Source organism: Chromobacterium sp. IRSSSOUMB001 (assembly GCF_023507765.1).
In the GTDB taxonomy this organism is placed as follows: Bacteria; Pseudomonadota; Gammaproteobacteria; order Burkholderiales; family Chromobacteriaceae; genus Chromobacterium; species Chromobacterium haemolyticum.
In genome coordinates, this window is sequence record NZ_JALCYU010000011.1 from 97,578 (window position 1) to 120,635 (window position 23,058).

Here is a 23,058-nt window from a genome sequence, read left to right on the forward strand (position 1 = left end):
ACAGGCTGATTTCCGATAAATATAACTCTTGTCGCAATTATGTAAATCATGCGCTTTGCGTAGACATGTTTGCGACGCCTGTGAATGACTTGAGACCAGCGTGTAGTAATGTGCCATCGCGCATGAAGGACACTGAAACGGTGTCGAACGCGCGGTGGCTTTTTTTTTGAAATGGAGCACCATGACGTCCCCTAGGCATTACCTGCAATTCAGCGACCTGACCCACGAGGAATATCGCCACCTCTTTGAGCGCAGCAAGGTCCTGAAGCGACGACGTAGCGACGGCCAGTTGTACCAGCCGCTCGTCGGCAAGGTGATGTCCATGGTGTTCGAGAAGAATTCCACCCGTACCCGCGTGTCTTTCGAGGCGGGCATGGCGCAACTGGGCGGCCACGCGATGTTCCTGGATTCGCAAAGCTCGCAGATGGGCCGCGGCGAGCCCATCGAGGATACCGCCCGCGTGCTGTCCCGGATGAGCGACATCATCATGATCCGCACCTACGAGCAGGCGCTGGTGCAGCGTCTGGCCGCGCACTCCAAGGTGCCGGTGATCAACGGCCTGACCAACGAGTACCACCCGTGCCAGATCCTGGCTGACATCTTTACCTTCATCGAGCAGCGCGGCTCGATAAAGGGGAAAACCGTGGCCTGGATAGGCGACGGCAACAATGTCTGCCGCACCTGGCTGCAGGCGGCCAAAATCCTGGGTTTCAAACTCAAGGTGGCCACGCCGGTGGGCTTCGAACTCAAGGCTTTGGATGGTCAGCACTACGGCCCCGAGCATTTCGAACCCAGCCATAGCGCCAGCCACGCGGTGTCCGGCGCGGATTTGGTGACCACCGATGTGTTCACCAGCATGGGTTTCGAGGCGGAGAAAGAGGCGCGCCTGGAGGCCTTCCGCGAATATCAGGTGACGCCGGAGCTAATGAAGCTGGCCAAGCCGGACGCCTTGTTCATGCACTGTTTGCCGGCGCATCGCGGCGAGGAAGTGGCCGCGGCGGTGATAGATGGGCCGCAGAGCGTGGTTTGGGACGAGGCGGAAAACCGCATGCACGTGCAGAAGGCGCTGATCGAGTTCCTGCTGCTGGGCCAGTGTTACGACTGAACTCACGATGCGGGCGAGCGCCCGCCGTTCGAACGATTCGGCGAGACCGCGCAGCGCGGGCCGAATCCGGTAATCAATGGATTTGAAAGAATACAAAATGTCTGACATCAAGAAAGTGGTATTGGCGTACTCCGGTGGTCTGGATACTTCGGTGATTCTCAAGTGGCTGCAAGACACCTATCAGTGCGAGGTGGTGACTTTCACCGCCGACATCGGCCAGGGCGAAGAGGTGGAGCCGGCGCGCAAAAAGGCGGTGTCGCTGGGCATCAAGCCGGAAAACATTTTCATCGACGATCTGCGCGAGGAGTTTGTCCGCGACTTCGTGTTCCCGATGTTCCGCGCTAACGCCATCTACGAAGGCGAATACCTGCTGGGCACCTCGATTGCGCGGCCGCTGATCGCCAAGCGCCAGATTGAGATCGCCAATCAGGTGGGCGCCGATGCGGTGTCGCACGGCGCCACCGGCAAGGGCAACGACCAAGTGCGTTTCGAACTGGGTTATTACGCGCTGAAGCCGGACGTCAAGGTGATCGCGCCGTGGCGCGAATGGGACTTGCTCTCGCGGGAAAAACTGCTGACTTACGCCGAAACCCACGGCATCGACATCAGCAAGAAGAAGGGCGGCGGCAGCCCGTACTCGATGGACGCCAACCTGCTGCACATCTCCTACGAAGGCACGGTGCTGGAAGATCCGGCGGCGGAGCCGGAAGAAGATATGTGGCTGTGGACGGTAAGCCCGGAGAACGCGCCGGATCAGGCCGAATACATCGAGCTCAGCTATGAGAAGGGCGACATCACCGCCATCAACGGCGTGGCGATGAGTCCGGCCCAGGTGTTGACTGAGCTGAACCGCCTGGGCGGCAAGCACGGCATCGGCCGGCTGGACATCGTGGAAAACCGTTACGTGGGCATGAAGTCCCGCGGCTGCTACGAAACCCCGGGCGGCAGCATCATGCTGAAGGCGCACCGTGCGATCGAATCCATCACCCTGGACCGCGAAGTGGCGCATCTGAAGGACGAATTGATGCCCAAGTACGCCCAGCTGGTCTACACCGGCTACTGGTGGAGCCCGGAACGTCAGATGCTGCAAGGCATGATCGACGCCTCCCAGGCCACGGTCAACGGCTGGGTGCGGCTGAAACTATATAAGGGCAATGTGATCGTGGTGGGCCGCGAATCCAAGACCGATTCCTTGTTCGATCCCACCATCGCCACCTTCGATGAAGACGGCGGCGCCTACAACCACGCCGATGCGGCAGGCTTCATCCGCCTGAACGCGCTGCGGATGCGGATTGCCGGCAACGCCAAACTGAAACGCGGCTAAAGCTCCGTGCTTGGTCCGAAAAGCCCCCGCTGGGGGCTTTTTTTAATGAAAATTCGACATGGAAACCAATAATCGATCCAACGCCTGGATTCCTTGGGCCTTTGTGCTGTTGTGGAGCACCGGCTTCATCGGCGCCAAGTTAGGCCTGCCTTTCATCGGCCCGTTCACCTTTTTGGCGATACGGATGGGGCTGACCCTGCTGTGCTTCGGCGCGCTGATTGCCTGCTTCCGTCCCGCCTGGCCCGGTCTGGCAGCGGCCAAGCACCAATGGGCATGTGGCGCCATGCTGCATGGCCTCTATCTGGGCGCCAGCTTCGCCGGCATTAAGCTGGCGGTGCCGGCCGGCATCACCGCGCTCATCGTCGGCCTGCAACCAATACTGACCGCGGTGTTGAGCTGGTTGATGGGCGAGCAGCGGCTGAGCCGGATGCAGTGGCTGGGCCTGGCGATAGGCTTTGGCGGCGCGCTGCTGGTGGTGTTGGGCGGCAAGGGCTTGCAGCTCGGCGCCAATCCCGGCCTGTGGCTGACGGTGCTGGCCTTGTGCGCAATCACCGCCGGCACCTTGTACCAGAAGCGCTTCGGCCAGGGGGTGAACCCGCTGACCGGCGCTTTCCACCAATATCTGGCGGCTTTCCTGATCACCGGCGTTTTGGCCCTGGGCCTGGAGCGCGGCGACGCCATCCATTGGAACGCGCAACTGGCGCTGGCCCTGGGCTGGAGCGTGCTGGCGCTGTCGGTGCTGGCCATCTTGCTGTTGATGCGCATGCTGAAGGACGGCGAGGTCAGCAAGGTGGCCAGCTATTTCTATCTGACGCCGGGCCTGGCTGCGGTGCAGGCCTGGTGGCTGTTTGACGAACAGCTGAGCCTGCTGGCGGTGGTGGGTATGCTGTTGGCCGCGCTGGGCGTCGCCCTGGTGCTGCAGCGGCTGCGCTGGCGCCGATAGCAGCGCGCGGGCATTGAGCCGGCGGGCGATGGCGAGTATCTTATTAGCCGCTAGGCGGGGCGGCATCGCCAGGACCCCGCCGGACCGTGATCGGCTGTGGACGCAAAGGACAACAAGTGTCGGAAGAACAATTCACCAATATCTCGATGATCGTGTGCCTGGGCGGCCTGATCATTTTCATGGGCTTCATCATCTGGGACCTGGGCAAGAAGGCTCAGGCCGGCAAGATGGGCATGTTCATCCTGTTCCTGGTGCTGGGCTTCGGCGTGTCCGGCTTCCTGTTCAAGAATGTGTTGGTGGAGTTCCTGATCCAGAAGTAAGAACCTGTTTACGATCTGCTGTGCTTTGTGAAACGTGGCACGGTGAGTACTACTTCGAAATGCTCATGTACCCTCTGTACATTCCGCTTTCTCAGCGGTTTTCGCCTTGTCTCGCTCTGGCTCGCGAGATCGTAAACACGTTCTAAGGCTCGCGATACCGCGAACAGCCGGCAAGCTTGCTTGCCGGCTTTTTTATCGCCTACGGAAAACGTGTGGGCCGCTAGTGGCCGCGGTCCAGTATCAGCTTCAGGCCCAGCGCGATGAACACGCTGCCGGCGGCGCGGTCCAGCCACTGGCTGGCGCGGCGGCTCTTGGCCAGCCATTGGCCGATGGCGCCGGAGAAATAGCCGAGGCAGCCGAAAATCAACGCGCCTTGCAGCGTGAAGACCAGGCCGAGCACGGCGATTTGCAGCCCGGCAGGGCCTTGAGCCGGATTGACGAATTGCGGCAGGAAGGCGAGGAAGAACAACACCACCTTGGGGTTGATCGCATTGGCGATCAAGCCTTTGCGGAAGGTGGTGGCCAAGGGCGCGGAGTCCTGACCGGCGGAGGCCCGGAAGTTGGCGCCGGGGCTGCGCAGCGCCTGCCAGCCCAGATAGATCAGGTAGCCGCCGCCGGCGAACTTCAGCAGGGTGAAGGCCAGCGGCGAGGCGGCGATCAGCGCGCTGACGCCAAGCGCGGCCAGCACCGTGTGGTTCAGGCAGCCTAGCGCGCAACCCAGGCCGAAAGCCACGCCCTGGCGGCGGCCGCGGGCAATGCCCTGGCTTAGCACCATCAGATTGTCCGGGCCGGGCGACAGCGTGATCAGCATGGCGGCGGCGGTGAAGGCGAGCAATTGTTCCGGGGTGACGAGCATGGGTTTCTCTGGCGGTGGTTCGTGTCCGGATGATTCCGCATTTGCCGTCGGGAGACAAGCGCTTTATCCGGCAGCGCCGGCCTCCCGTTCTGACCGCGCGTTCAGCCAGCCTCGTCCAGCGCGCTTTCGATTTCGCGGATATGCGCCTGATGGCCCTGGATGCGCTGGCCGGTGGGCGGCCCCTTGAACTGCTTGCGCACGCCTAAGGCGAACCAGAACAAGGCCAGTACCAGCAGCAGCGCGATGGTCAGGTACAGGACCTTTTCATTCGGCGGCTGGATGCCGACGAAGACCAACACCGCGCCGCCCAGCGTGGCCAGCGCGGCGATGGGTTTGGATGCCCGGCCCAGATCGAACGGCCCCTTGTGGGTCCAGCTGCGGCCCTCGGCGAACAGGCCGGCGGCGGAGGGCAAAATGTAGGAAATGTATAGAAACACCGCGGCGCCGGTGGACAGCACCAGGAAGGCGTCGCCGTACAAGGTGGCGGCGATGGCGAGCACGGCGCTGACCCAGATCGCCGGGCCTGGCGTGCGGTGCTGTGGATGCACTTGGCGTAGCCAGCGCGAGGCCGGCAAGCCGCCGTCGCGGGCGAAGGCGTACATCATGCGCGAGGTAGAGGTCAGGCAGGCCAGGCCGCACAGATAGTTGACCAGGAAGATGCCTATGCCCAGTGCCGCTTTCAAGGCCGGCGGCAGCGCGCTCAGTAGCAGGTCGAAAAAGCCCATGCCGGCCTTGACCCCAGCGCCCAGGTCCGGCAGCATCAGCACGAAGGCGCAGATCATCAGGTAGCCGAACAGGCCGGACCACAACACCGAGCGCAAGATGCCCTTGGGCACGTTGCGCGCCGCCTCGCGGGTCTCCTCCGAGGTGTGAGCGGAGGCGTCGTAGCCGGTCAGGGTGTAGACGGTGAGCAGCAAGCCGGCCAGGAACACCATCACGCCATTGTCCATCCGCGGCCAGGCGCCGCCGTCGGCGCCGCTGAAGTTGTGGAAGGTCCACAGCCGGGAAAAGTCTAGCGGTCCGGGCGCGTAGATCAGCAGCGACACCACCAAGGCCAGGGTGACGACGAAGATCAGATAGCCGGACAGATCGGTCAGCCGGGTGGTGAGCTTGATGCCCAGGTGATTGAGCCAGGCCTGGCTCAGTGCCACCACGGCGAGGAAGAGGGTCTGATGGCCCCAGCCCAGCTGTTCCGGATTCAGGCCCAGCAGCGGCGCGACCAGGGTTTTGAAGAAGGGATCATAAACGCCGAAGTTGACCGCGGCGGTGACGAAGATCAGCCCCAGCAGATTGATCCAGGCGGTGGTCCAGCCCAGGCCCTTGCCGCCCAGGATGGATGCCCAATGGTAGAGCCCGCCAGCGGTGGGGTAGGCGGAGGCGATTTGGGCCATCGCCGCGGCGACGATGGCGGCGAACAGCGCGCCCACCGGCCAGCCTATGCCGATGGCCGCCCCGCCGCCGGCGCTGAGTCCGGCCGGGAAGGCGGTGATGCCGCCGGCCAGCACGCAGATGATGGAAAAGGAGATGGCGAAGTTGGAAAAGCCGCTCATGCGCCGGGACAACTCCTGAGCGTAACCCATGCTGTGCAACAGTTTCTCATCCTCGCCCACGGGCGCGGATTCATGCCGAACTGGTTCCATGATGTTCCTCTCTCATTTGTCTGTTTGCTGCTGTTGTTCCGCCAAGGCGCGGGTACGCGCCGACGCCCGAACGGCGGCGGAAGCCGGCCGGGTTCTGGCCCGGTGATCCGGGCTTCGTGTCTATATCTGAATCTGAGGCGAGGCGAGGCGCGGCCTTGCTCAGCCGGGCGGCGGACTGCCGCTCATGGTGACCAGCGCGTCGAACAGCCTTTGCTGGCCGTCATCGCGCTCGGCGGAGAGTTCGGGGTGCCATTGCACCGCGATCAGCTGGGGGAAACCGGCGATTTCTATCGCCTCAATCACGCCGTCCGGCGCCCATGCCACCGGCACCACCCCCTGGCCGGGGCGGTCTATCGCCTGGTGGTGCCAGGACTGGGTGAGGGCTTCGGTGCCGATCAGGCCCGCCAGGCAGGAATCGGCGGCGACGCGCACCGGGTGAGGGGTTGGCGCGCGCGGTGGCGCGCGATGGGGCACGGCCTCGCCCACCACGTCCGGCAGGTGCAGGTGCAGGCTGCCGCCCAGCACGGTGTTGAGGATTTGCAGGCCGCGGCAGATCGCCAGCGTCGGCAGCTTGCGTTGCAGCAGCGCGCGCGCCAGCGCGGTTTCGGTGGCGTCGCGCTCCGGGCTGAGGTTGTAAATGGTGGGATGGCCGCCGCCGTCGAAGCGGGCAGGGTCGATGTCGCCGCCGCCGATCAGCACCACGCCGTCCAGCTTGTCCAGCCAGCTGTCCACCATGTCGGGGCCCAGCGCCGGCAACTGCACCGGCGCGCCGCCGGCGCGCACCACCGCCGCCACGTATTCCAGCGGCGTGTGATAGCCGTGCTCGGGCGCGGCGGGGTAGGTGGTCAGGCCGATCAGCGGGCGCCTCATCACAGCCTGCCTTGCTGCGCGGCGAGGAAGATCGCGCGATAGTCGTCGGCGGACAGCGGCAGCGGGTTGCCGCCGTCGCTGGGGTCGGCCTTGGCCATGCGGCCGATGTCGGCGGCGGCGTCCGCGCCGACGCCGATCTCCGCCAGGGTGTGAGGAATGCCCAGGCCGGCGCGCAATTGAAGCACCCAGGCCAGGAAACCGTCGAAGTCCGCGTCGGCCAGGCCCAGATAGCGGGCGGCGGCGGCCAGCCGTTCGGCTATCGCCGGCCGGTTGCGCACCAGCACATAGGGCAGCAGCACGGCGTTGGCCAGGCCGTGGTGGGTGTCGAACACCGCGCCGATGGGATGCGCCAGCGCGTGCACGCCGCCCAGGCCTTTCTGGAAGGCGGTGGCGCCCATGATGGAACAGGACAGCATCTGGGCGCGCGCTTCCAGATTGCCGCCGTCGGCGTGGGCCGCCGGCAGCCAGTCGTGCGCCAGTCGCATGCCTTCCAGCGCCACGCCCTGGGCGATGGGGTGGTAGAACGGCGAGCAGAAGGCTTCCAGATTGTGCACCAGTGCGTCGACGCCGGTGGCGGCGGTCAGCGCCGGCGGCAGGCCGACGGTCAGTTCCGGGTCCGCCAGCACCAGCTTGGGCAACATGGCGGGGTGGAAGATGATGACCTTGCGGTGGGCGGCTTCGTCGATGATCAGGGACGCGCGGCCCACCTCGGAGCCGGTGCCGGCGGTGGTGGGCACCGCCAGCGTGGGCGCGACCCCGGCGGGATCGACGCGCAGCCAGTTGTCGCCCACGTCCTCGAAGTCCCACAGCGGGCGTTTTTGCCCGGACATCAGCGCGATGGCCTTGCCCACGTCCAGCGCGCTGCCGCCGCCGACGGCGACCACGCCGTCGTGGCGACCGTCGCGGAAGGCGGCGACGCCGGCGTCTACGTCGCGGCCCACCGGGTTGGGGCGCATATCGCTGAACAGCGCCGTCTCCAGGCCGGCGTCGCTCAGCAGGGCTTGCAGCCGCGCCAGCATCGGCAGCCTGGCGAGGCCGGGATCGGTGACCAGCAGCGGGCGGCGCATGCCCAGTTCGCGGCACAGCGCCGGCAGTTCGGCGGCGCGGCCGGCGCCGAAGCGGATGCTGGTCGGATAGTTCCAGTTGCCTTGCAATTGCATCGCCTTACCCCTTGATATGGAAGGATTTGACCCGGGTCAGCTGCTGATAGCCCAGCGTGGACAGGGAGACGCCGCGGCCAGTGTCCTTGACCCCGGTCCAGGCCAGCGCCGGGTCCAGATAGTCGCAGCGGTTCATGAACACGGTGCCGGTTTCCAATTGCTGGCCGAGATGGACGGCGGCGTCGCGGTCCGCGGTCCAGATCGAGGCGGTCAGGCCGTAGGCGCTGTCGTTCATCAGTCGCAGCGCTTCTTCGTCGGAATCCACCGCCATGATGCCGATGACCGGGCCGAAGCTCTCCTCGCGCATCACGCTCATGGAGTGATTCACGTCCACCAGCACCTGCGGGGCCAGATAGGCGCTGCCGGGCGCGTCGGCGGCGAAATGACCGGCCGGAATCAAGGCGCGCGCGCCGGCGGCCAGCGCGGCCTGGATCTGTCCGCGGACGAAGTCGGCGGCGCCGGCGCGCACCATCGGTCCCAGATTGGTGTCCGGGTCCAGCGGATGGCCGAAGCGATAGGCGCGGGTCAGCTCGACGAAGCCATCGACGAAGTCGCGGTAGCGCCCGCGTTGCACATAGATGCGTTCGATGCCGCAGCAGGACTGGCCGGAGTTGAAAAAGGCGCCGTCCACCAGATTTTCTATCGCCGCCGGCAGGTCGGCGTCGGCGCGCACATAGGCCGGATCCTTCCCGCCCAGTTCCAGGCCGACGCCGATGAAGCGCTCGGCGGCCGCCCGCTGCACCGCGCGGCCGCCGCTCACCGAACCGGTGAAGGCGACGAAGTCGATCTCGGGCGCGGCCGTCAGCTTCAAGGTGGCGGCATGGTCCAGCTCCAGGGTCTGGAACACGCCGATGGGCAGGCCGGCGGCGGCGCACGCCTGGCGGAATAGGTCGGCGATCAAGGGGGTTTGCGAGGAGTGCTTGAGCAGCACGCAGTTGCCGGCGGCCAGCGCCGGCGCGATGGTGTTGACGGCGGTGAGGAAGGGGTAGTTCCATGGCGCCAGCACCAGCACGGTGCCCAGCGGTTCGCGGCGCAGCCAACGCTCAAAGCCGGGCTTGGGCGCGGGGTGGAGATCGGCCAACGCTTCCTCGGCGATATCCAGCATATGGCGGGCGCGCTCGGTCAGGCCGCCGATTTCGCCAGGGGACTGGCGGATGGGGCGGCCGATCTGGCGGGTGATGGCGTCGGCGCAGTCGCTCTTGTGGGCGTTCAGCCAGTCCACCGCCCGGTTGATCAAGGCCTTGCGTTCGGCTAGCGGGGTGGCGCGCCAGCCCGCCTGGGCGGCGCGGGCGGCGTCCAGCGCGGCCTGGGTCTGGACCGGGCTGGTATAGCTGCGCTGTAACAGCATGGAGCCGTCCAGCGGGGTGATGACGGAGTAGTTTGCGCTCATTTAAATGATCTCGAAGTAGCGTTTCAATTCCCAGTCGGTGACGTGGCGCTGGAACTCGCGTTCTTCCCACTCGCGGGTGGCGGCAAAGTGGTCGACAAAATCGTCGCCGAACCAGTCGCGGGCGGCGCTGGAGGCGCGCAGCGCCTGGGCGGCCTCCCACAAGGTGCGGTGAAGTTTCAAATGGGGCGGCGCTTCCAGCAAATAGCCGTTGGCGCTGACCGGCTCTTCCGGCTCGATCCGGTGTTCAATGCCGTAGAGGCCGGCGGCCAGGCCACTGGCCAGCGCCAGATAGGGGTTGCTGTCGGCGCCCGGCAGCCGGTATTCGACGCGTTGCGACTTGGCGCTGCCGGGAATCGCCCGGATGGCCACAGTGCGGTTGTCCACGCCCCACAGCGAGCTGGTGGGCGCCCAGTAACCGGGCACCAGCCGGCGGAAACTATTGACCGTGGGCGCGGCCAGACTCATGAACTCCGGCATCAACCGCTGGATACCGCCGATGAAATGACGCATCGCGTCGCTGATCGCGTGTTCGCGTCCCGGTTGATGGAAGGCGCTGTCGCCGCCGTCGCGGCGGCGCAGCGAGATGTGGATATGGCCGCCCTGGCCGGATTGCTCCTGGTGCCACTTGGCCATATAGCAGAGCATGCGGCCCTGTTTTTCCGCCAGCACCTTGGAGAAGGTCTTGAAACAGACGGCGTTGTCGGCGGCGCGCAGGGCGTTGTCCACGCACAGCGCGGCTTCCAGCGCGCCGGGGCCGGTCTCCTCGTGCAGGCCTTCGATGGGCATCTGCATCCGCTCGCACAGATCCAGCAAGGCGCGGTAGAAGTCGGTGTTCACCGAGCTGCGCAGGATGGAGTAGCCGAAGGCGCCGCTGCCCAACGGCTTGGGGTGCTGATAGAGACGCTGTTGCAGCGCCTCGTTGTCTTCGTCCACCGCCAGAAACTCGTACTCGAAGCCGGCCAGCACGTCGAAGCCCATGGCGCGCGCGCGCTCCAATACCCGGCGCAGCAGGCCGCGCGGACAGAGGCTTTCCAGCCGGCCCACCACCTCGCCCTGAACGAAGATCATATCGCCTTCCAGCGGCAGGTCGCGGCAGGATTCGGGGATCAGCCGCACCTCGGCGTCGCCGTAGCCGCGGCCCCAGCCGGTGAGCAGGGTGTTGTCGTACAGCTTGTCGCCCACGTCCCAGCCGAACACCACGTCGCAGAAACCGAAGCCGCCTTCCAGCGCGCACAGGAATTTGTCGCGCGACATGTATTTGCCGCACATCACCCCGTCCATGTCCACCAGGCCCACCTTGATCTGACTCAGGCGGCGTTCTTCGATCAAAACCTTCAAATCCGCGATTGTCTTTACGTCGCGTGCTTCCATCGCTGTCTCTCCCTGATTGCCGCGGTCTGACTTCCCCGATACCGGCCGAGCGTTCATCGTCTGGCTTGCAACTGTCTGTTTTGGCAGTGGTTTATCGCTGCCTTATGGGCTGCTTTTTGTCGTTGCCATGTTGTTTGGGTAGTATTATTCGTTAAAAAAAAATGAATCAAGCCAAATTTGTAATAGATATTAGAATGGGGCCGGCAGTGTGGGCACAATGACACAATGCCGTTTTTATACCGGCGCTGTTATGCTGCGCGGCACGGCAAACGCCGGCATCGCCAAAGGGACAACAGAATGAGCCAAAGCCGTTCGATCGCGGAGCAAGTCCGCGCGCTGTTCGAAGCGCTGACCCCCACCGAACGCAAGGTGGGGCGGGCACTGCTGGCCAACTACCCGGTGGCGGGGCTGGAAACCATCGCGCAATGGGCGCAGCGCGCCGACGTTAGCGGGCCGACGGTGCTGCGCCTGATCGGCAAGCTGGGCTTCGACAATTACGCCGCTTTTCAGGGGGCCTTGCGCGCCGAACTGGAGCTGCGGCTGCAATCGCCGTTAATGCGCCACGACCCGGGGCAACTGCAGGGCGATCACGATTTTCTGGCCAGTCACGCGGAGCGCATCGCCGATTTGATGCGCCAGACCGCTGCTCAGGTGCCGCGCGCCGAGTTCGACTGCGCGGTGGACCTGCTGGGCGAACGCAAGCACCGGATCTGGTTGCTGGGCGGGCGGCTGACCGATCCGCTGGCGGCTTATCTTTGCCATCACCTGAAAGTGGTGCGGCCGGACGTGGTGCATTTGCGCGGCGTGCCGGCGAGTTGGGCGGATTCGCTGGTGGACATGGGGCGGCACGACGTGCTGGTGATCTTCGACATCCGCCGTTATTGGGACGACGCGCTGCGCATCGCGGAAATGGCGGCGCAGCGCAAGACCAGCGTGCTGTTGTTCACAGACCAATGGCTGTCGCCGGTGGCGCGGGTGGCGCGCTACACGCTGGCGGCGCATACGGCCGGCCCGGCCGGCTGGGACAGCAACACGCCGTTGATGATGTTGGTGGACGCGGTGATCGCCGCCTTGAACGCGCGGCATTGGGACCGCATCAGCGGCCGGCTCAAGGAGGTGGAAGCGATGCGGGCGCGGCTGGGCGAAGGCGAGGAGGGGGCGGTCGAGTGACAAGGGCGAGGTCAGCCTCTAAAATGGCGTCATCAAGCATTATTAGGAATATTTCATGCCGTCTTTCGATATCGTGTCCGAAGTGAACAAGGTGGAAGTGCGCAACGCCGCGGAGCAAGCCAATAAAGAGGTGTCCACCCGTTACGACTTCAAGGGCAGCGACGCCCGCATCGAAACCGGCGACAAGGAGCTGACCTTGTACGCCGACGCCGAGTTCCAACTGGACCAGGTCAACGACATCCTGGTGAACAAGCTGTCCAAGCGCGGCGTGGACGTGCGCTGCATGGAGTACGGCAAGCTGGAAAAAGTCAGCGGCAACAAGGTGAAGAAAGTGCTGACGGTGAAGGAAGGGCTGGAGTCCGACCTGGCCAAGAAGATTGTCAAGCTGATCAAGGACGCCAAGCTCAAGGTGCAGGCTAGCATCCAGGGCGAGGCGGTGCGCGTGTCCGGCGCCAAGCGCGACGTGCTGCAGGAGTGCATTGCGCTGATGCGCAAGGAAATCGCCGACGACAAGGAAAACGGCTTTCCGCTGCAATTCAACAACTTCCGCGACTGAACGCTGTTGTTAGACGTGAAAAAGGAGCCCGTCGGCTCCTTTTTTCATGGCCAGCGCTTAATAGGCGGCGGCGCGACGCAATTGCAGCCGCTCCCATACCAGCCGCGCCTGTTCCTCCTCGGCGGCGCCGGTGGGCGGCAACGGCAGCCGGCATTGCCCTACCGGCAGGCCCTGCACCCGCAGCATGGCTTTCACCGACATCGAAAACACCGAGGCTTCGGTGTTGGAGAAGACGAAGGACTCCTGCAAGCCGGTGTTGACGCGCCGTGCCAGCGCCGTGTCGCCCTGTTCAAAAGCGGCGATCATGCGCGCGAACTCTGGCCCGGTCCAGTGAGTGGAGGTGCCGACCACACCGACAGCGCCCACGGCTAGCAAAGGCAGGGTCAGGGCGTCGTCGCCGGAATAGAGCGCGAAATGCTCGCCGGCCGCGGCTATTAGCGCGGCGGCCGCGGCCGGGTCGCCGGTGGCGTCCTTGAAGGCGACGATATTGTCCACTTCGCGGAACAGCCGCAGCAGCACGTCGGCGGCGATGCGGCGGCCGGTGCGGCCCGGCACGTCGTAGACCATCAGCGGCAGCCGGGTGGCCGCGGCCACCGCGCGGAAATGAGCTTCGATGCCGGCTTGCGGCGGGCGGTTGTAATAGGGGCCTACCACGAAGACGCCGGCGGCGCCCAGGTCGGAGGCTTCGCGCGTCAGCGCGATCGCGTGTTCGGTGTGGCTGCTGCCGGTGCCGGCCAGCACGGGGATGGTCACGGCTTCGCTGACCGCGCGAACCAAGTCGCGCCGTTCCTGATCGCTCAGCGTCGGCGCTTCGCCGGTAGTGGCCGCCACCACCAGGCCGTCGCAGCCGTTGGCCGCCAGATGTCTGGCCAGTTGCCGCGCCGCGTCCAGGTTTAGCCGGCCGGCCTCGTCGAAGGGCGTGACCATGGCGGTCAGCACCTTGCCCCAATGTTCTGTCATTTTGCTTCCTTTGTTCTTCTTGGCCGCCTTGACGGCGGCTGAGGCCGATTCTACTCCTTATCGCGCAGCCTTTCCCGCGGTTTCAGCCCAGACAGGCGCTGAGCGCCGCCTCCAGCTCCGGGCGTAGCGCCGCGAGATCCGCGGTTGGCCCTTGGGTCAGCAAGGCCTGAGAAATGCTTCCGTAGCAAAGACAGTGGACCATGCGCGCCGCAGCGTCCAGCCGCGGTGGCGGCTCGGCGGCGCTGGCCAAGGCGGCGCGCCAGATGTCCACGTATTGCTGGTAGTGGCGTCGGTAGGCCTCCAGCGGGGACACTCTCCGCTCCAACTGGAACAAGGCGCTCCAGGCCGCAGCCTGGCGCTGCACCGTGTCCAGTTGCAAGGCCAGCAGCGCGACGGCGATATCGCGGCGATCCGCGCCGCGGCGGGCGGCGGCGCATTGGCGCAGCGCGCCGGCTAGCGCGTGCACATGCTGGTGGATGCTCAGCGCGGCCAGGCCGTCCATATTACGCACGTATTGATAAAAGGTGCCGACCGCCACGCCGGCGACGGCAGCCACCTCGCGCACCGTGGTCTTGGCGTAGCCGCGTTCCAGCAAAACCTGAACAAAGGCCTGCTGCAGCGCGATCAGGCTGGCGCGCGAACGCGACTGGCGCGGACGCCTGCGCGTGGCCGGCGCGGCCTGCTCGGCTTGCTGCGCCGCGGTAAGGGAAACCCGAACATGTCGCATCGCCGCTTTCCTTATACTTTCGTCATGGCCGCTGAGCGGCGCGAGGGAGACGGAACGATGATCTGGCAAACCCATGAAGTGAGCAACCAGTACGAAGAACTGGCGGACTACTCGCTGTACGACAGCGATCCGGCCTTGCGCGAGGTTCTGCTGCGCGCCGACGCGGACTGGGCCGAGGCCGGGCTGCGCGCTTACGGCGAGCGCCTGGGGAAGGCGGATAGTTTCGAACTGGCGGAGCAGGCCAACCGCCATGCGCCGGAGTTGCGCGCCTTCGACCGCCGCGGCCGCCGCGTCGACCAAGTGGACTCCCACCCGGCCTGGCACCAGTTGTTGGCGCTGTATCGCGAACAGGGCTTGGTGAGCATGCCTTTCGACAACGAACGGACAGGCCGCTGGAGCGCGACGATGGCCGGAATCTATTTGCATGGCCAAGTGGAGGCCGGCAGTCTATGCCCGGCGACGATGACCCAGGCCGGCATTCCCTTGCTGCGGCGCGAGCCGGCGCTGTGGGCGTTGTTGGGAGACAAGTTGTTCAGCCGTGTTCACGACAGCCGCGATTTGCCGCTGGAACGCAAGGCGTCGGCGTGGATAGGCATGGGCATGACCGAGAAGCAGGGCGGTTCCGACGTGCGCGCCAACACCACGCAGGCGACGCCGCTGGGCGCCGGAGGCCGAGGCGGCGAATACCGGCTGCGCGGCCACAAATGGTTCTGGTCCGCGCCCATGTGCGATGCTCACCTGGTGGTGGCCAAAACCGCCGACGGCGCGCCGTGCTGCTTTTACGTGCCGCGCTGGCGACCGGATGGCGAGCGTAATGCGGTGCGGATCCAGCGCCTGAAGGACAAGGTGGGCAACCGCAGCAACGCCGGCTGCGAGGTGGAATTCCAGGATGCCTGGGGCGTGATGATCGGAGAGGAAGGCCGAGGCATTCCCACCATCATCGAGATGGCCGGCTACACCCGGCTCAACTGCGTGATCGGCAGCGCCGCGCTGTTGCGCCAGGGGGTGGTGCAGTCCTTGGCCTATGCGCGGCGGCGCATGGCCTTCGGCAAGCGCTTGGCCGAGCAGCCGCTGATGCGCGCGGTGCTGGCGGATTTGGCCTTGGAGAGCGAGGCGGCTCTGCAGGTGGCGGCGCGTCTGTCTGAAGCCTTCGAGCGGGATGACGCGCCGGCGCAGCGGGGGTGGAAACGCATTGTCATGCCTGCGGCCAAGTTCTGGGTGTGCAAGCGGGCAGTGGAGCTTAGCGGAGAGGCGATGGAGGTGTTTGGCGGCAACGGCTATGTTGATGGGCCGATGGCGCGCGCGTATCGCGAAGCGCCGCTGAATTCGATCTGGGAGGGCTCGGGCAATGTGATGTGTCTGGATGTGATCCGGGCGCTGCAGCGCGAGCCACAAGCCTGGCAGGCTTTATTGGAGGATTTGGCGGTTCTGTCCGGCGGCGATCCGGCGCTGGCCGCGGCGCTGGCGCAATTGCGAGAGCTGGCCGCCAGGCCGGCCGAGCTGGAGCCCCTGGGCCGGCGCTTTGCACAATTGCTGGCGCTGACCGCGCAGGGCTGCCTGCTGACGCGTCATGCGCCGGCGGCCTTGGCGCAGGGTTTCGTCGCCAGCCGTTTGAGCGATGGGCAGTGGGGGCGGGTGGCCGGCGCGCTGGATGCGAATCGCTTGCAGGTCAACGCGATCTTGCAGCGCGCCTTGCCGGCCTGAGCCGGTCTCAGAACGTGTTTGCGATCCGCGAGCAAGGGCGACGCAATCTCAGAGCGCGTCGCCCGGCACCCGCACCCAGCCTTCCATCAACACCCGAGCGCTGCGGCTCATGACTGCCTTGGTTACTGTCCAGGCCCCGTCTTCCTGGCGGGCTTCTGCGCCGACGCGCAAGGTGCCGGACGGGTGGCCAAAGCGCACCATCCGACGTTTGCCGCCGCCGGCGGCCAGATTGACCAGGGTGCCGGGAATCGCCGCCGCGGTGCCGATTGCCACCGCGGCGGTGCCCATCATTGCGTGGTGCAGTTTGCCCATGGACATTGCCCGCGCCAGGAGGTCGATGTCGGCGGCGCGCACCGGTTTGCCGCTGGAGGAGAGGTAGTCGGCCGGAGGCGCGACGAAGGCGATCTTGGGCGTGTGCTGGCGGCTGGCGATGTCGTCCAGCGTCTTGATCAGGCCCATCTTCAGCGCGCCGTGGGCGCGTATGGTTTCGAAGCGCGCCAGCGCCGCCGGATCGGCATTGATCGCGTCCTGTAGTTCAGTGCCGCTGTAGCCGATGTCGGCGGCGTTGACGAAGATGGTGGGGATGCCGGCGTTGATCAGCGTGGCCGGAAACACGCCGACGCCGGGCACGTCCAGCGTGTCCACCAGCTGGCCGGTGGGGAACATCGCGCCGCCATCGCCGTCGCCCTCATCGGCCGGATCCAGGAATTCCAGCGGCACCTCGGCGGCGGGGAAGGTGACGCCGTCCAGTTCGAAGCCGCCGGTCTCCTGCACTTGACCGTTGACGATGGGGACATGGGCTACGATGGTCTTGCCGATATTGGCTTGCCAGATGCGCACCGCGCATACGCCGTCGGCGGGAATGCGCGCCGGATCGATCAGGCCGCCGGCAATGGCGAAGGGGCCGACCGCCGCGGACAGATTGCCGCAGTTGCCGCTCCAGTCAACGAAGGCCTTGTCTATGCCGACCTGGCCGAACAGGTAGTCGACGTCGTGGCCGGGACGCGAGGAGGAGGACACGATCACGGTCTTGCTGGTGCTGGAAGTGGCGCCGCCCATGCCGTCTATCTGCTTGCCGTAAGGGTCCGGACTGCCAATCACCCGCAGCAGCAGCGCGTCGCGCGCCGCGCCCGGCTGGCGCGCGGCCTCCGGCAGGTCCTGCAGCCGGAAGAACACGCCCTTGCTGGTGCCGCCGCGCATATAGGTGGCGGGGATGCGGATCTGGGCTGGGTGGTTCATGTGTTTGTTTTCCTGTGTTTGCCGCTGTGTTCATTTAGCCCGGGCGTTCAGGGCTTGCCATATGCTTTCAAGAACGGTGTCTCGATTTCGCAGAATATCGTGGTTCCAGAAGCGCATGATTCTGAAGCCCTGCGCTTGCAGCCAAGCGTCGCGCGCGGCGTCGCTGCGGCTTTCATGATGTTGGCCGCCGTCCGCCTCTATGATCAGCCGCGCCCCGAAGTGGTCGAAATCGACGATGTAGGGGGCGATTATTTGTTGGCGGCGGAATTTCTCGCCGTTCAGCCGGTGGGCGTGGAGTTGTTTCCAGAGCAGCTTGTTCGGCATCGGTCATATTGCGGCGCAAGGATTTGGCGAAATCGAGCTGGCGCATCTCCCTCTCCCCAACCCCTCTCCCGCGGGGGAGAGGGGCTTGCTGAGTCGTTGACGCTTGGCCTGCCTACCTTGAGTTTCCTTATTGGCAAACTCAAGTAGTGAGATTGCCTGCCAATGTCAGGAATAAAACAAAATTTAACAATCACCCCTCCCCCCTTGAGGGAGAGGGGCTGGGGGAGAGGGGTTCAGCCTCCCGCCCCCTCCAAAAAGTCCTGGGCGAAACGCTGCAACACGCCGCCGGCTTCGTAGATCGACACTTCTTCCGCGGTGTCCAGCCTACAGGTCACCGGTACTTGCGCGGTGTCGCCGTTCCGGCGGTGGATCAGCAGCGTCAGTTCGGCGAGCGGCTGGCGTCGGCCTACCACGTCGTAGGTCTCGGTGCCGTCCAGCGCGAGCGTCTTGCGGTTGACGCCGGGCTTGAATTCCAGCGGCAGCACGCCCATGCCGATCAGGTTGGTGCGGTGGATGCGCTCGAAGCCCTCTGCGACGATGGCCTCGACGCCGGCCAGCCGCACGCCCTTGGCCGCCCAGTCGCGCGAGCTGCCCTGGCCGTAGTCGGCGCCGGCGACGATGATCAGCGGCTGCTTGCGCTCCATATAGGTTTCTATCGCCTCCCACATCCGCATGGTCTTGCCTTCCGGCTCGACGCGGGCCAGCGAGCCCTGTCTCACCGAGCCGTCTTCGTTCAACACCATTTCATTGAACAGCTTGGGGTTGGCGAAGGTGGCGCGCTGCGCGGTCAGGTGGTCGCCGCGGTGGGTGGCGTAGGAATTGAAGTCTTCCTCCGGCAGGCCCATCTTCGCCAGATATTCGCCGGCGGCAGAGTCCGGCAGGATGGCGTTGGACGGTGACAAGTGGTCGGTGGTGATGTTGTCGGGCAGCAGGGCCAGAGGGCGCATGCCGCGCAGCGTGCGCTCGCCGGCCAGCGCGCCCTCCCAGTAAGGCGGGCGACGGATATAGGTGGACTGCGGCCGCCAGGCGTACAGCGGGCTGGCCTTGGCGGCGGTGTCGCGGCGGATGGCGAACATCGGTTCGTATACCTGTCGGAAATGCTCGGGCTTGACCGCCTGGCGCAGCACCGCGTCTATCTCCGCGTCGTCCGGCCAGATGTCCTTGAGCCGGATCTCCTTGCCGTCGGCGACGCCGAGCACGTCTTTTTCGATGTCGAAGCGCATGGTGCCGGCGATGGCGTAGGCGATCACCAGCGGCGGCGAAGCCAGGAAGGCTTGCTTGGCGTAGGGGTGGATGCGGCCGTCGAAGTTGCGGTTGCCAGACAGTACCGCCGTCGTGTACAGGTCGCGCTCCACGATCTCCTGCTGGATCTTGGGTTCCAGCGCGCCGGACATGCCGTTGCAGGTGGTGCAGGCGAAGGCGACGATGCCGAAGCCCAATTGCTCCAGCTCGGACAGCAGGCCGGCTTCCTTCAAATAGAGTTCGACCGCCTTGGAACCCGGGGCCAGCGAGGACTTCACCCACGGCTTGCGAATCAGGCCCAGGCGGTTGGCATTGCGCGCCAGCAGGCCGGCGGCGATCACATTGCGGGGGTTGGAGGTATTCGTGCAGCTGGTGATGGCGGCGATGATCACCGCGCCGTCCGGCATCAGGCCCTGGGCCTCTTCTGCGCGCGCTTGCGCCAGGTTCACGGCGATGCCGCGTTCGGCGAGAGCCGACACCGGCAGCCGCTTGTGTGGATTGGACGGGCCGGCCAGATTGCGGCTCACGCTGGACAGGTCGAAGCGCAGCACCCGTTCATACGCGACGTTTTGCAGCGTGTCGGCCCACAGGCCGGCGGTCTTGGCGTAGGTTTCCACTAAGCGCACCTGCTCGTCGCTGCGGCCAGTCAGCTTCAGATAGGCGATGGTCTGTTCGTCGATAAAGAATAGCGCCGCGGTGGCGCCGTACTCCGGGGCCATATTGGAAATGGTGGCGCGGTCGCCCAAGGTCAGCGCCGCCGCGCCCGCGCCGTAGAACTCCAGGTATGCGCCCACCACCTTTTGCTGGCGCAGAAATTCGGTCAGCGCCAGCACCACGTCGGTGGCGGTGATGCCGGGGCCGGGTTTGCCGGACAGTTCCACGCCGACGATGTCCGGCAGCCGCATCCACGATGCGCGCCCCAGCATCACGTTTTCGGCTTCCAGACCGCCGACGCCGACGGCGATCACACCCAGCGCATCCACGTGGGGGGTGTGGCTGTCGGTGCCGACGCAAGTGTCCGGGTAGGCCACGCCGTTGTCGGCGTGGATGACCGGCGACATCTTCTCCAGATTGATCTGATGCATGATGCCATTGCCGGCCGGGATCACGTCGACATTGTCGAATGCGTTCTTGGTCCATTCAATGAAATGGAAGCGGTCCTCGTTGCGCCGGTCTTCGATCGCTCGGTTTTTTTCGAAAGCCTGCGGGTCGAAGCCGCCGCATTCCACCGCCAGCGAGTGGTCGACGATCAATTGCACCGGAACCACCGGGTTGACCTGGGCCGGATCGCCGCCCTGGTCGGCGATGGCGTCGCGCAGGCCGGCAAGATCCACCAGCGCGGTCTGGCCCAGGATGTCGTGGCAGACCACGCGCGCCGGAAACCAGGGAAAGTCGCGCTCGCGCTTGCGATGGGCGATCTGTTCCAGGCATTCGCCCAGCAGCGCCGGTTCGCAGCGGCGCACCAGGTTTTCGGCGTGGATGCGGCCGGTATAGGGCAATTGCTCCCACGCGCCGGGGAGGATGGCGTTAACGGCGGCGCGGGCGTCGAAGTAGTCGAGTCCGGTGCCGGGCAGGGGAATGCGGTAAGCGGTATTCATCATGTCTTGGCCAATTTGAAAATCAGGGGCGGGGGCGCGGTGGCCCCCGGTCCGGTCAGCGCTGTTCCAGCGGCACGAAGACTTGGTCTTCCGGGCCGATGTAATTGGCGCTGGGGCGGATGATCTTGCCGTCCTGACGTTGCTCGATCACGTGTGCGCTCCAGCCGCTGGTGCGGGCGATCACGAACAAGGGGGTGAACATGGCGGTGGGCACGCCCATCATGTGGTAGCTGACCGCGGAAAACCAGTCCAGATTGGGGAACATTTTCTTAATGTCCCACATCACGGTTTCCAGGCGTTCGGCGATGTCGAACATCTTGCTGTTGCCGGCGGACTTGGACAACTCGCGCGCCACTTCCTTGATCACCTTGTTGCGCGGGTCGGAAATGGTGTAGACCGGGTGGCCGAAGCCGATCACCACTTCCTTGCGTTCCACGCGCTCGCGGATGTCGGTCTCGGCCTCGGCCGGGCTTTCGTAGCGCTGCTGGATGTCGAAGGCCACTTCATTGGCGCCGCCGTGCTTGGGGCCGCGCAGCGCGCCGATGGCGCCGGTGACGGCGCTGTACAGGTCCGAGCCGGTGCCGGCGATGACGCGGGCGGCGAAAGTGGAGGCGTTGAACTCATGCTCGGCGTACAGATTGAGCGAGGTGTGCATCGCGCGCACCCATTCCGGCGACGGTTTTTCGCCATGCAGCAGATGCAGGAAATGGCCGCCTATGCTGTCGTCGTCGGTTTCCACCTCGATGCGCTTGCCGTTGTGGCTGAAATGATGCCAGTACAGCAGCATCGAACCCAGGCTGGCCATCAGCCGGTCGGCGATGTCTCGGGCGCCGGCCAGGTTGTGATCGTCCTTCTCCGGCAAGGCGCAGCCCAGCGCGGACACGCCGCTGCGCATCACGTCCATCGGGTGGGCGCTGGCCGGCAGCGCTTCCAGCGCGGCCTTCACTGCGGCGGGCAGACCGCGCAGCGATTTCAGCTTTTTCTTGTAGCCAACCAGCTCGGCCTTGTTCGGCAGCTTGCCGTGCACCAGCAAATAGGCTACTTCCTCGAACTCGCAGCGGCCGGCGAGGTCGAGGATATCGTAGCCGCGATAGTGCAGGTCGTTGCCGCTGCGGCCTACGGTGCACAGCGCGGTGTTGCCGGCGGCGACGCCGGACAGGGCTACGGATTTCTTGGGTTTGATGCCAACAACGGTTTCGCTCATGGTTTTCTCCTGATCGCAGACCTGCGGAATGATTATTTTTCGTAGAAAACAGCCAGCCAGACGCTGTCCTGCCCCGGCGCGGTCCAGGCCACGCGGTGGCGGCGGCGCGCCGCGATGGCCACGCAATCGCCTGGCGTCAGCCTGAGACGCTGGGGCGGGTCCTGGCATTCCAGTTCGGCCGCGCCGGACAGCAACAGCACCCATTCTTCTTCATCCTGTTCATACCAGAAGCCGTCCGGCGAAGAATGGCCGCGCGACACGATGCGTTCGACGCGGAAGCCTTTCTCGCCGCTGAACAAGGTCTGCAGCAACTCTTCCGGCAGTTGCGCCGGGATGTCGCCGAACAGATTATTCGGCACCGCCGCCCTCCTGGCGGAACAAGGCGTCCAGTTTTTGTTCGTAGGCGTGGTAGTCCAGATGCTCGTACAGCTCGGCGCGCGTCTGCATGGCGTCCAGCACCGCCTGCTGGCCGCCGTCGCGGCGGATCGCGCCGTAGACGCCGAGCGCGGCCTGGCTCATCGCGCGGAAGGCGGACAAGGGATAGAGCACCAGGCCGACGCCGTGTTCGCCCAGCTCTCGGGTGTTGAACAGCGGCGTGGCGCCGAATTCGGTGATATTGGCCAGCACCGGCACTTTCACCGCCTCGGCGAAGCGGCGGTACATCGCCAGTTCGGTCATCGCTTCCGGAAAGATCATGTCGGCGCCGGCCTCGACGCAGGCGACGGCGCGCTCGATGGCGGCGTCCAGGCCCTCCACCGCCAGCGCGTCGGTGCGTGCCATGATCACAAAGTCGTCGTCGCGGCGCGCATCCACCGCCGCCTTGACGCGGTCCACCATCTCCTCTTGGCTGACGATGGCTTTGTTGGGGCGGTGGCCGCAGCGCTTCTGCTGTACCTGGTCCTCTATGTGCACCGCGGCGGCGCCGGCTTTTTCCAGGCTGCGGACAGCGCGGGCGATGTTGAAGGCGCCGCCCCAGCCGGTGTCGATGTCCACCAAGAGCGGCAGCTCGGTTACATCGGTGATGCGGCGCACGTCGATCAGCACGTCTTCCAGCGTGGTGATGCCAAGGTCTGGAATGCCGCAGGAGCAGGCGGCCACGCCTCCGCCGGACAGATACAGGGCTTTGAAGCCGGAGTGTTCGGCCAGCCGGGCGGCGTAGGCGTTGACCGCGCCCACCACCTGCAAGGGCTGTTCTTGTGCTACCGCCTGACGGAAGCGTTGGCCGGGAGTGCTCATCGCGTTGGATTCCTTAATTGCGGACAAAGCCAAGGCCAGGAAGGACTTGAGCCGGAAGCGAGAAGGCGATTCCGGGAACTCTTGGCTTTGATTGTTATCTCTATGTCATTCAAGCAAGT

The 23,058-nt window shown here is 65.3% G+C and carries 20 protein-coding genes and 1 pseudogene; 7 read left to right on the forward strand and 14 right to left on the reverse strand.

Going from position 1 to position 23,058, the window contains the following annotated elements:
- The first annotated feature begins 181 nt into the window (after positions 1–181).
- From argF to MOV80_RS15615, 4 genes are all read left to right on the forward strand, one after another.
- Entirely contained in the window at positions 182–1,105 is a 924-nt protein-coding gene (argF, locus tag MOV80_RS15600) for an ornithine carbamoyltransferase (protein WP_161523568.1), read from the forward strand.
- Positions 1,106–1,202: 97 nt separating this feature from the next.
- The gene (locus tag MOV80_RS15605) at positions 1,203–2,429 is read left to right on the forward strand and encodes an argininosuccinate synthase (RefSeq protein ID WP_081556203.1); all 1,227 of its coding nucleotides are present in this window, start codon (positions 1,203–1,205) and stop codon (positions 2,427–2,429) included.
- A gap of 58 nt (positions 2,430–2,487) precedes the next feature.
- Entirely contained in the window at positions 2,488–3,372 is an 885-nt protein-coding gene (locus MOV80_RS15610; RefSeq protein ID WP_043592144.1) for a DMT family transporter, read from the forward strand.
- Between the two features lie 116 nt (positions 3,373–3,488).
- Entirely contained in the window at positions 3,489–3,692 is a 204-nt protein-coding gene (locus MOV80_RS15615) for a DUF2788 domain-containing protein (protein WP_019099892.1), read from the forward strand.
- 220 nt (positions 3,693–3,912) lie between these two features.
- Here the strand turns inward: MOV80_RS15615 and MOV80_RS15620 are convergent, their stop codons facing one another.
- The 6 genes from MOV80_RS15620 to MOV80_RS15645 form a co-directional block, all read right to left on the reverse strand.
- Positions 3,913–4,548, reverse strand: a complete 636-nt coding sequence (locus MOV80_RS15620; protein WP_118267165.1) for a LysE family translocator — start codon at positions 4,546–4,548, stop codon at positions 3,913–3,915.
- Positions 4,549–4,649: 101 nt separating this feature from the next.
- Positions 4,650–6,188: an amino acid permease gene (locus MOV80_RS15625; RefSeq protein ID WP_205422992.1), complete on the reverse strand. Its 1,539-nt coding sequence runs from the start codon at positions 6,186–6,188 to the stop codon at positions 4,650–4,652.
- A gap of 159 nt (positions 6,189–6,347) precedes the next feature.
- Positions 6,348–7,058 carry a gamma-glutamyl-gamma-aminobutyrate hydrolase family protein gene (locus tag MOV80_RS15630; protein WP_043592147.1) on the reverse strand — a complete coding sequence of 237 codons (711 nt, stop codon included), beginning with the start codon at positions 7,056–7,058 and terminating at the stop codon, positions 6,348–6,350.
- A complete protein-coding gene (locus MOV80_RS15635) occupies positions 7,058–8,218 on the reverse strand; it encodes an iron-containing alcohol dehydrogenase (protein ID WP_043592148.1) in 1,161 nt (386 codons plus the stop codon). The genes MOV80_RS15630 and MOV80_RS15635 overlap by 1 nt, the downstream gene beginning before the upstream one ends.
- Positions 8,219–8,222: 4 nt before the next feature.
- Positions 8,223–9,608, reverse strand: coding sequence for an aldehyde dehydrogenase family protein (locus MOV80_RS15640; RefSeq protein ID WP_118267167.1), 1,386 nt, complete (start codon positions 9,606–9,608; stop codon positions 8,223–8,225).
- Positions 9,609–10,979, reverse strand: a complete 1,371-nt coding sequence (locus tag MOV80_RS15645; RefSeq protein WP_118267170.1) for a glutamine synthetase — start codon at positions 10,977–10,979, stop codon at positions 9,609–9,611.
- Positions 10,980–11,276: 297 nt separating this feature from the next.
- Here MOV80_RS15645 and MOV80_RS15650 point away from each other — a divergent pair, with 297 nt between their 5' ends.
- The gene (locus MOV80_RS15650) at positions 11,277–12,149 is read left to right on the forward strand and encodes a MurR/RpiR family transcriptional regulator (protein ID WP_019099885.1); all 873 of its coding nucleotides are present in this window, start codon (positions 11,277–11,279) and stop codon (positions 12,147–12,149) included.
- 55 nt (positions 12,150–12,204) lie between these two features.
- A complete protein-coding gene (locus MOV80_RS15655; RefSeq protein ID WP_249605288.1) occupies positions 12,205–12,705 on the forward strand; it encodes a YajQ family cyclic di-GMP-binding protein in 501 nt (166 codons plus the stop codon).
- 57 nt (positions 12,706–12,762) lie between these two features.
- Here MOV80_RS15655 and dapA read toward each other — a convergent pair whose 3' ends face one another.
- Positions 12,763–13,665: a 4-hydroxy-tetrahydrodipicolinate synthase gene (dapA, locus tag MOV80_RS15660; protein WP_107732362.1), complete on the reverse strand. Its 903-nt coding sequence runs from the start codon at positions 13,663–13,665 to the stop codon at positions 12,763–12,765.
- Positions 13,666–13,747: 82 nt separating this feature from the next.
- Positions 13,748–14,392: a TetR family transcriptional regulator gene (locus MOV80_RS15665; RefSeq protein WP_019101192.1), complete on the reverse strand. Its 645-nt coding sequence runs from the start codon at positions 14,390–14,392 to the stop codon at positions 13,748–13,750.
- Positions 14,393–14,449: 57 nt separating this feature from the next.
- Here MOV80_RS15665 and MOV80_RS15670 point away from each other — a divergent pair, with 57 nt between their 5' ends.
- The gene (locus tag MOV80_RS15670; RefSeq protein ID WP_249605289.1) at positions 14,450–16,096 is read left to right on the forward strand and encodes an acyl-CoA dehydrogenase family protein; all 1,647 of its coding nucleotides are present in this window, start codon (positions 14,450–14,452) and stop codon (positions 16,094–16,096) included.
- A 48-nt stretch (positions 16,097–16,144) separates the two neighbouring features.
- Here the strand turns inward: MOV80_RS15670 and prpF are convergent, their stop codons facing one another.
- From prpF to prpB, 6 genes and pseudogenes are all read right to left on the reverse strand, one after another.
- Entirely contained in the window at positions 16,145–17,335 is a 1,191-nt protein-coding gene (gene prpF, locus MOV80_RS15675) for a 2-methylaconitate cis-trans isomerase PrpF (protein WP_081574040.1), read from the reverse strand.
- A gap of 30 nt (positions 17,336–17,365) precedes the next feature.
- Positions 17,366–17,705 (reverse strand): annotated as a pseudogene (locus MOV80_RS15680) (DUF559 domain-containing protein).
- Between the two features lie 187 nt (positions 17,706–17,892).
- Positions 17,893–20,499 carry a Fe/S-dependent 2-methylisocitrate dehydratase AcnD gene (gene acnD, locus MOV80_RS15685; RefSeq protein ID WP_114153229.1) on the reverse strand — a complete coding sequence of 869 codons (2,607 nt, stop codon included), beginning with the start codon at positions 20,497–20,499 and terminating at the stop codon, positions 17,893–17,895.
- Between the two features lie 55 nt (positions 20,500–20,554).
- Positions 20,555–21,703, reverse strand: a complete 1,149-nt coding sequence (gene prpC / locus MOV80_RS15690; protein WP_249605290.1) for a 2-methylcitrate synthase — start codon at positions 21,701–21,703, stop codon at positions 20,555–20,557.
- Positions 21,704–21,735: 32 nt separating this feature from the next.
- Positions 21,736–22,062 (reverse strand): cupin domain-containing protein, encoded by a 327-nt coding sequence (locus MOV80_RS15695; protein WP_019101186.1) that lies wholly within the window; start codon positions 22,060–22,062, stop codon positions 21,736–21,738.
- Positions 22,052–22,939, reverse strand: coding sequence for a methylisocitrate lyase (gene prpB / locus MOV80_RS15700; RefSeq protein WP_081574041.1), 888 nt, complete (start codon positions 22,937–22,939; stop codon positions 22,052–22,054). The genes MOV80_RS15695 and prpB overlap by 11 nt, the downstream gene beginning before the upstream one ends.
- Positions 22,940–23,058: the final 119 nt, after the last annotated feature.

Excerpts from the sequence above, each read along its gene's own strand:
- argF (WP_161523568.1), top strand. The coding sequence starts at position 182 with ATGACGTCCCCTAGGCATTACCTGCAATTCAGCGACCTGACCCACGAG.
- MOV80_RS15605 (WP_081556203.1), top strand. The coding sequence starts at position 1,203 with ATGTCTGACATCAAGAAAGTGGTATTGGCGTACTCCGGTGGTCTGGAT.
- MOV80_RS15610 (WP_043592144.1), top strand. The coding sequence starts at position 2,488 with ATGGAAACCAATAATCGATCCAACGCCTGGATTCCTTGGGCCTTTGTG.
- MOV80_RS15620 (WP_118267165.1), bottom strand. The coding sequence starts at position 4,548 with ATGCTCGTCACCCCGGAACAATTGCTCGCCTTCACCGCCGCCGCCATG.
- MOV80_RS15625 (WP_205422992.1), bottom strand. The coding sequence starts at position 6,188 with ATGGAACCAGTTCGGCATGAATCCGCGCCCGTGGGCGAGGATGAGAAA.
- MOV80_RS15630 (WP_043592147.1), bottom strand. The coding sequence starts at position 7,058 with ATGAGGCGCCCGCTGATCGGCCTGACCACCTACCCCGCCGCGCCCGAG.
- MOV80_RS15635 (WP_043592148.1), bottom strand. The coding sequence starts at position 8,218 with ATGCAATTGCAAGGCAACTGGAACTATCCGACCAGCATCCGCTTCGGC.
- MOV80_RS15640 (WP_118267167.1), bottom strand. The coding sequence starts at position 9,608 with ATGAGCGCAAACTACTCCGTCATCACCCCGCTGGACGGCTCCATGCTG.
- MOV80_RS15645 (WP_118267170.1), bottom strand. The coding sequence starts at position 10,979 with ATGGAAGCACGCGACGTAAAGACAATCGCGGATTTGAAGGTTTTGATC.
- MOV80_RS15650 (WP_019099885.1), top strand. The coding sequence starts at position 11,277 with ATGAGCCAAAGCCGTTCGATCGCGGAGCAAGTCCGCGCGCTGTTCGAA.
- MOV80_RS15655 (WP_249605288.1), top strand. The coding sequence starts at position 12,205 with ATGCCGTCTTTCGATATCGTGTCCGAAGTGAACAAGGTGGAAGTGCGC.
- dapA (WP_107732362.1), bottom strand. The coding sequence starts at position 13,665 with ATGACAGAACATTGGGGCAAGGTGCTGACCGCCATGGTCACGCCCTTC.
- MOV80_RS15665 (WP_019101192.1), bottom strand. The coding sequence starts at position 14,392 with ATGCGACATGTTCGGGTTTCCCTTACCGCGGCGCAGCAAGCCGAGCAG.
- MOV80_RS15670 (WP_249605289.1), top strand. The coding sequence starts at position 14,450 with ATGATCTGGCAAACCCATGAAGTGAGCAACCAGTACGAAGAACTGGCG.
- prpF (WP_081574040.1), bottom strand. The coding sequence starts at position 17,335 with ATGAACCACCCAGCCCAGATCCGCATCCCCGCCACCTATATGCGCGGC.
- acnD (WP_114153229.1), bottom strand. The coding sequence starts at position 20,499 with ATGAATACCGCTTACCGCATTCCCCTGCCCGGCACCGGACTCGACTAC.
- prpC (WP_249605290.1), bottom strand. The coding sequence starts at position 21,703 with ATGAGCGAAACCGTTGTTGGCATCAAACCCAAGAAATCCGTAGCCCTG.
- prpB (WP_081574041.1), bottom strand. The coding sequence starts at position 22,939 with ATGAGCACTCCCGGCCAACGCTTCCGTCAGGCGGTAGCACAAGAACAG.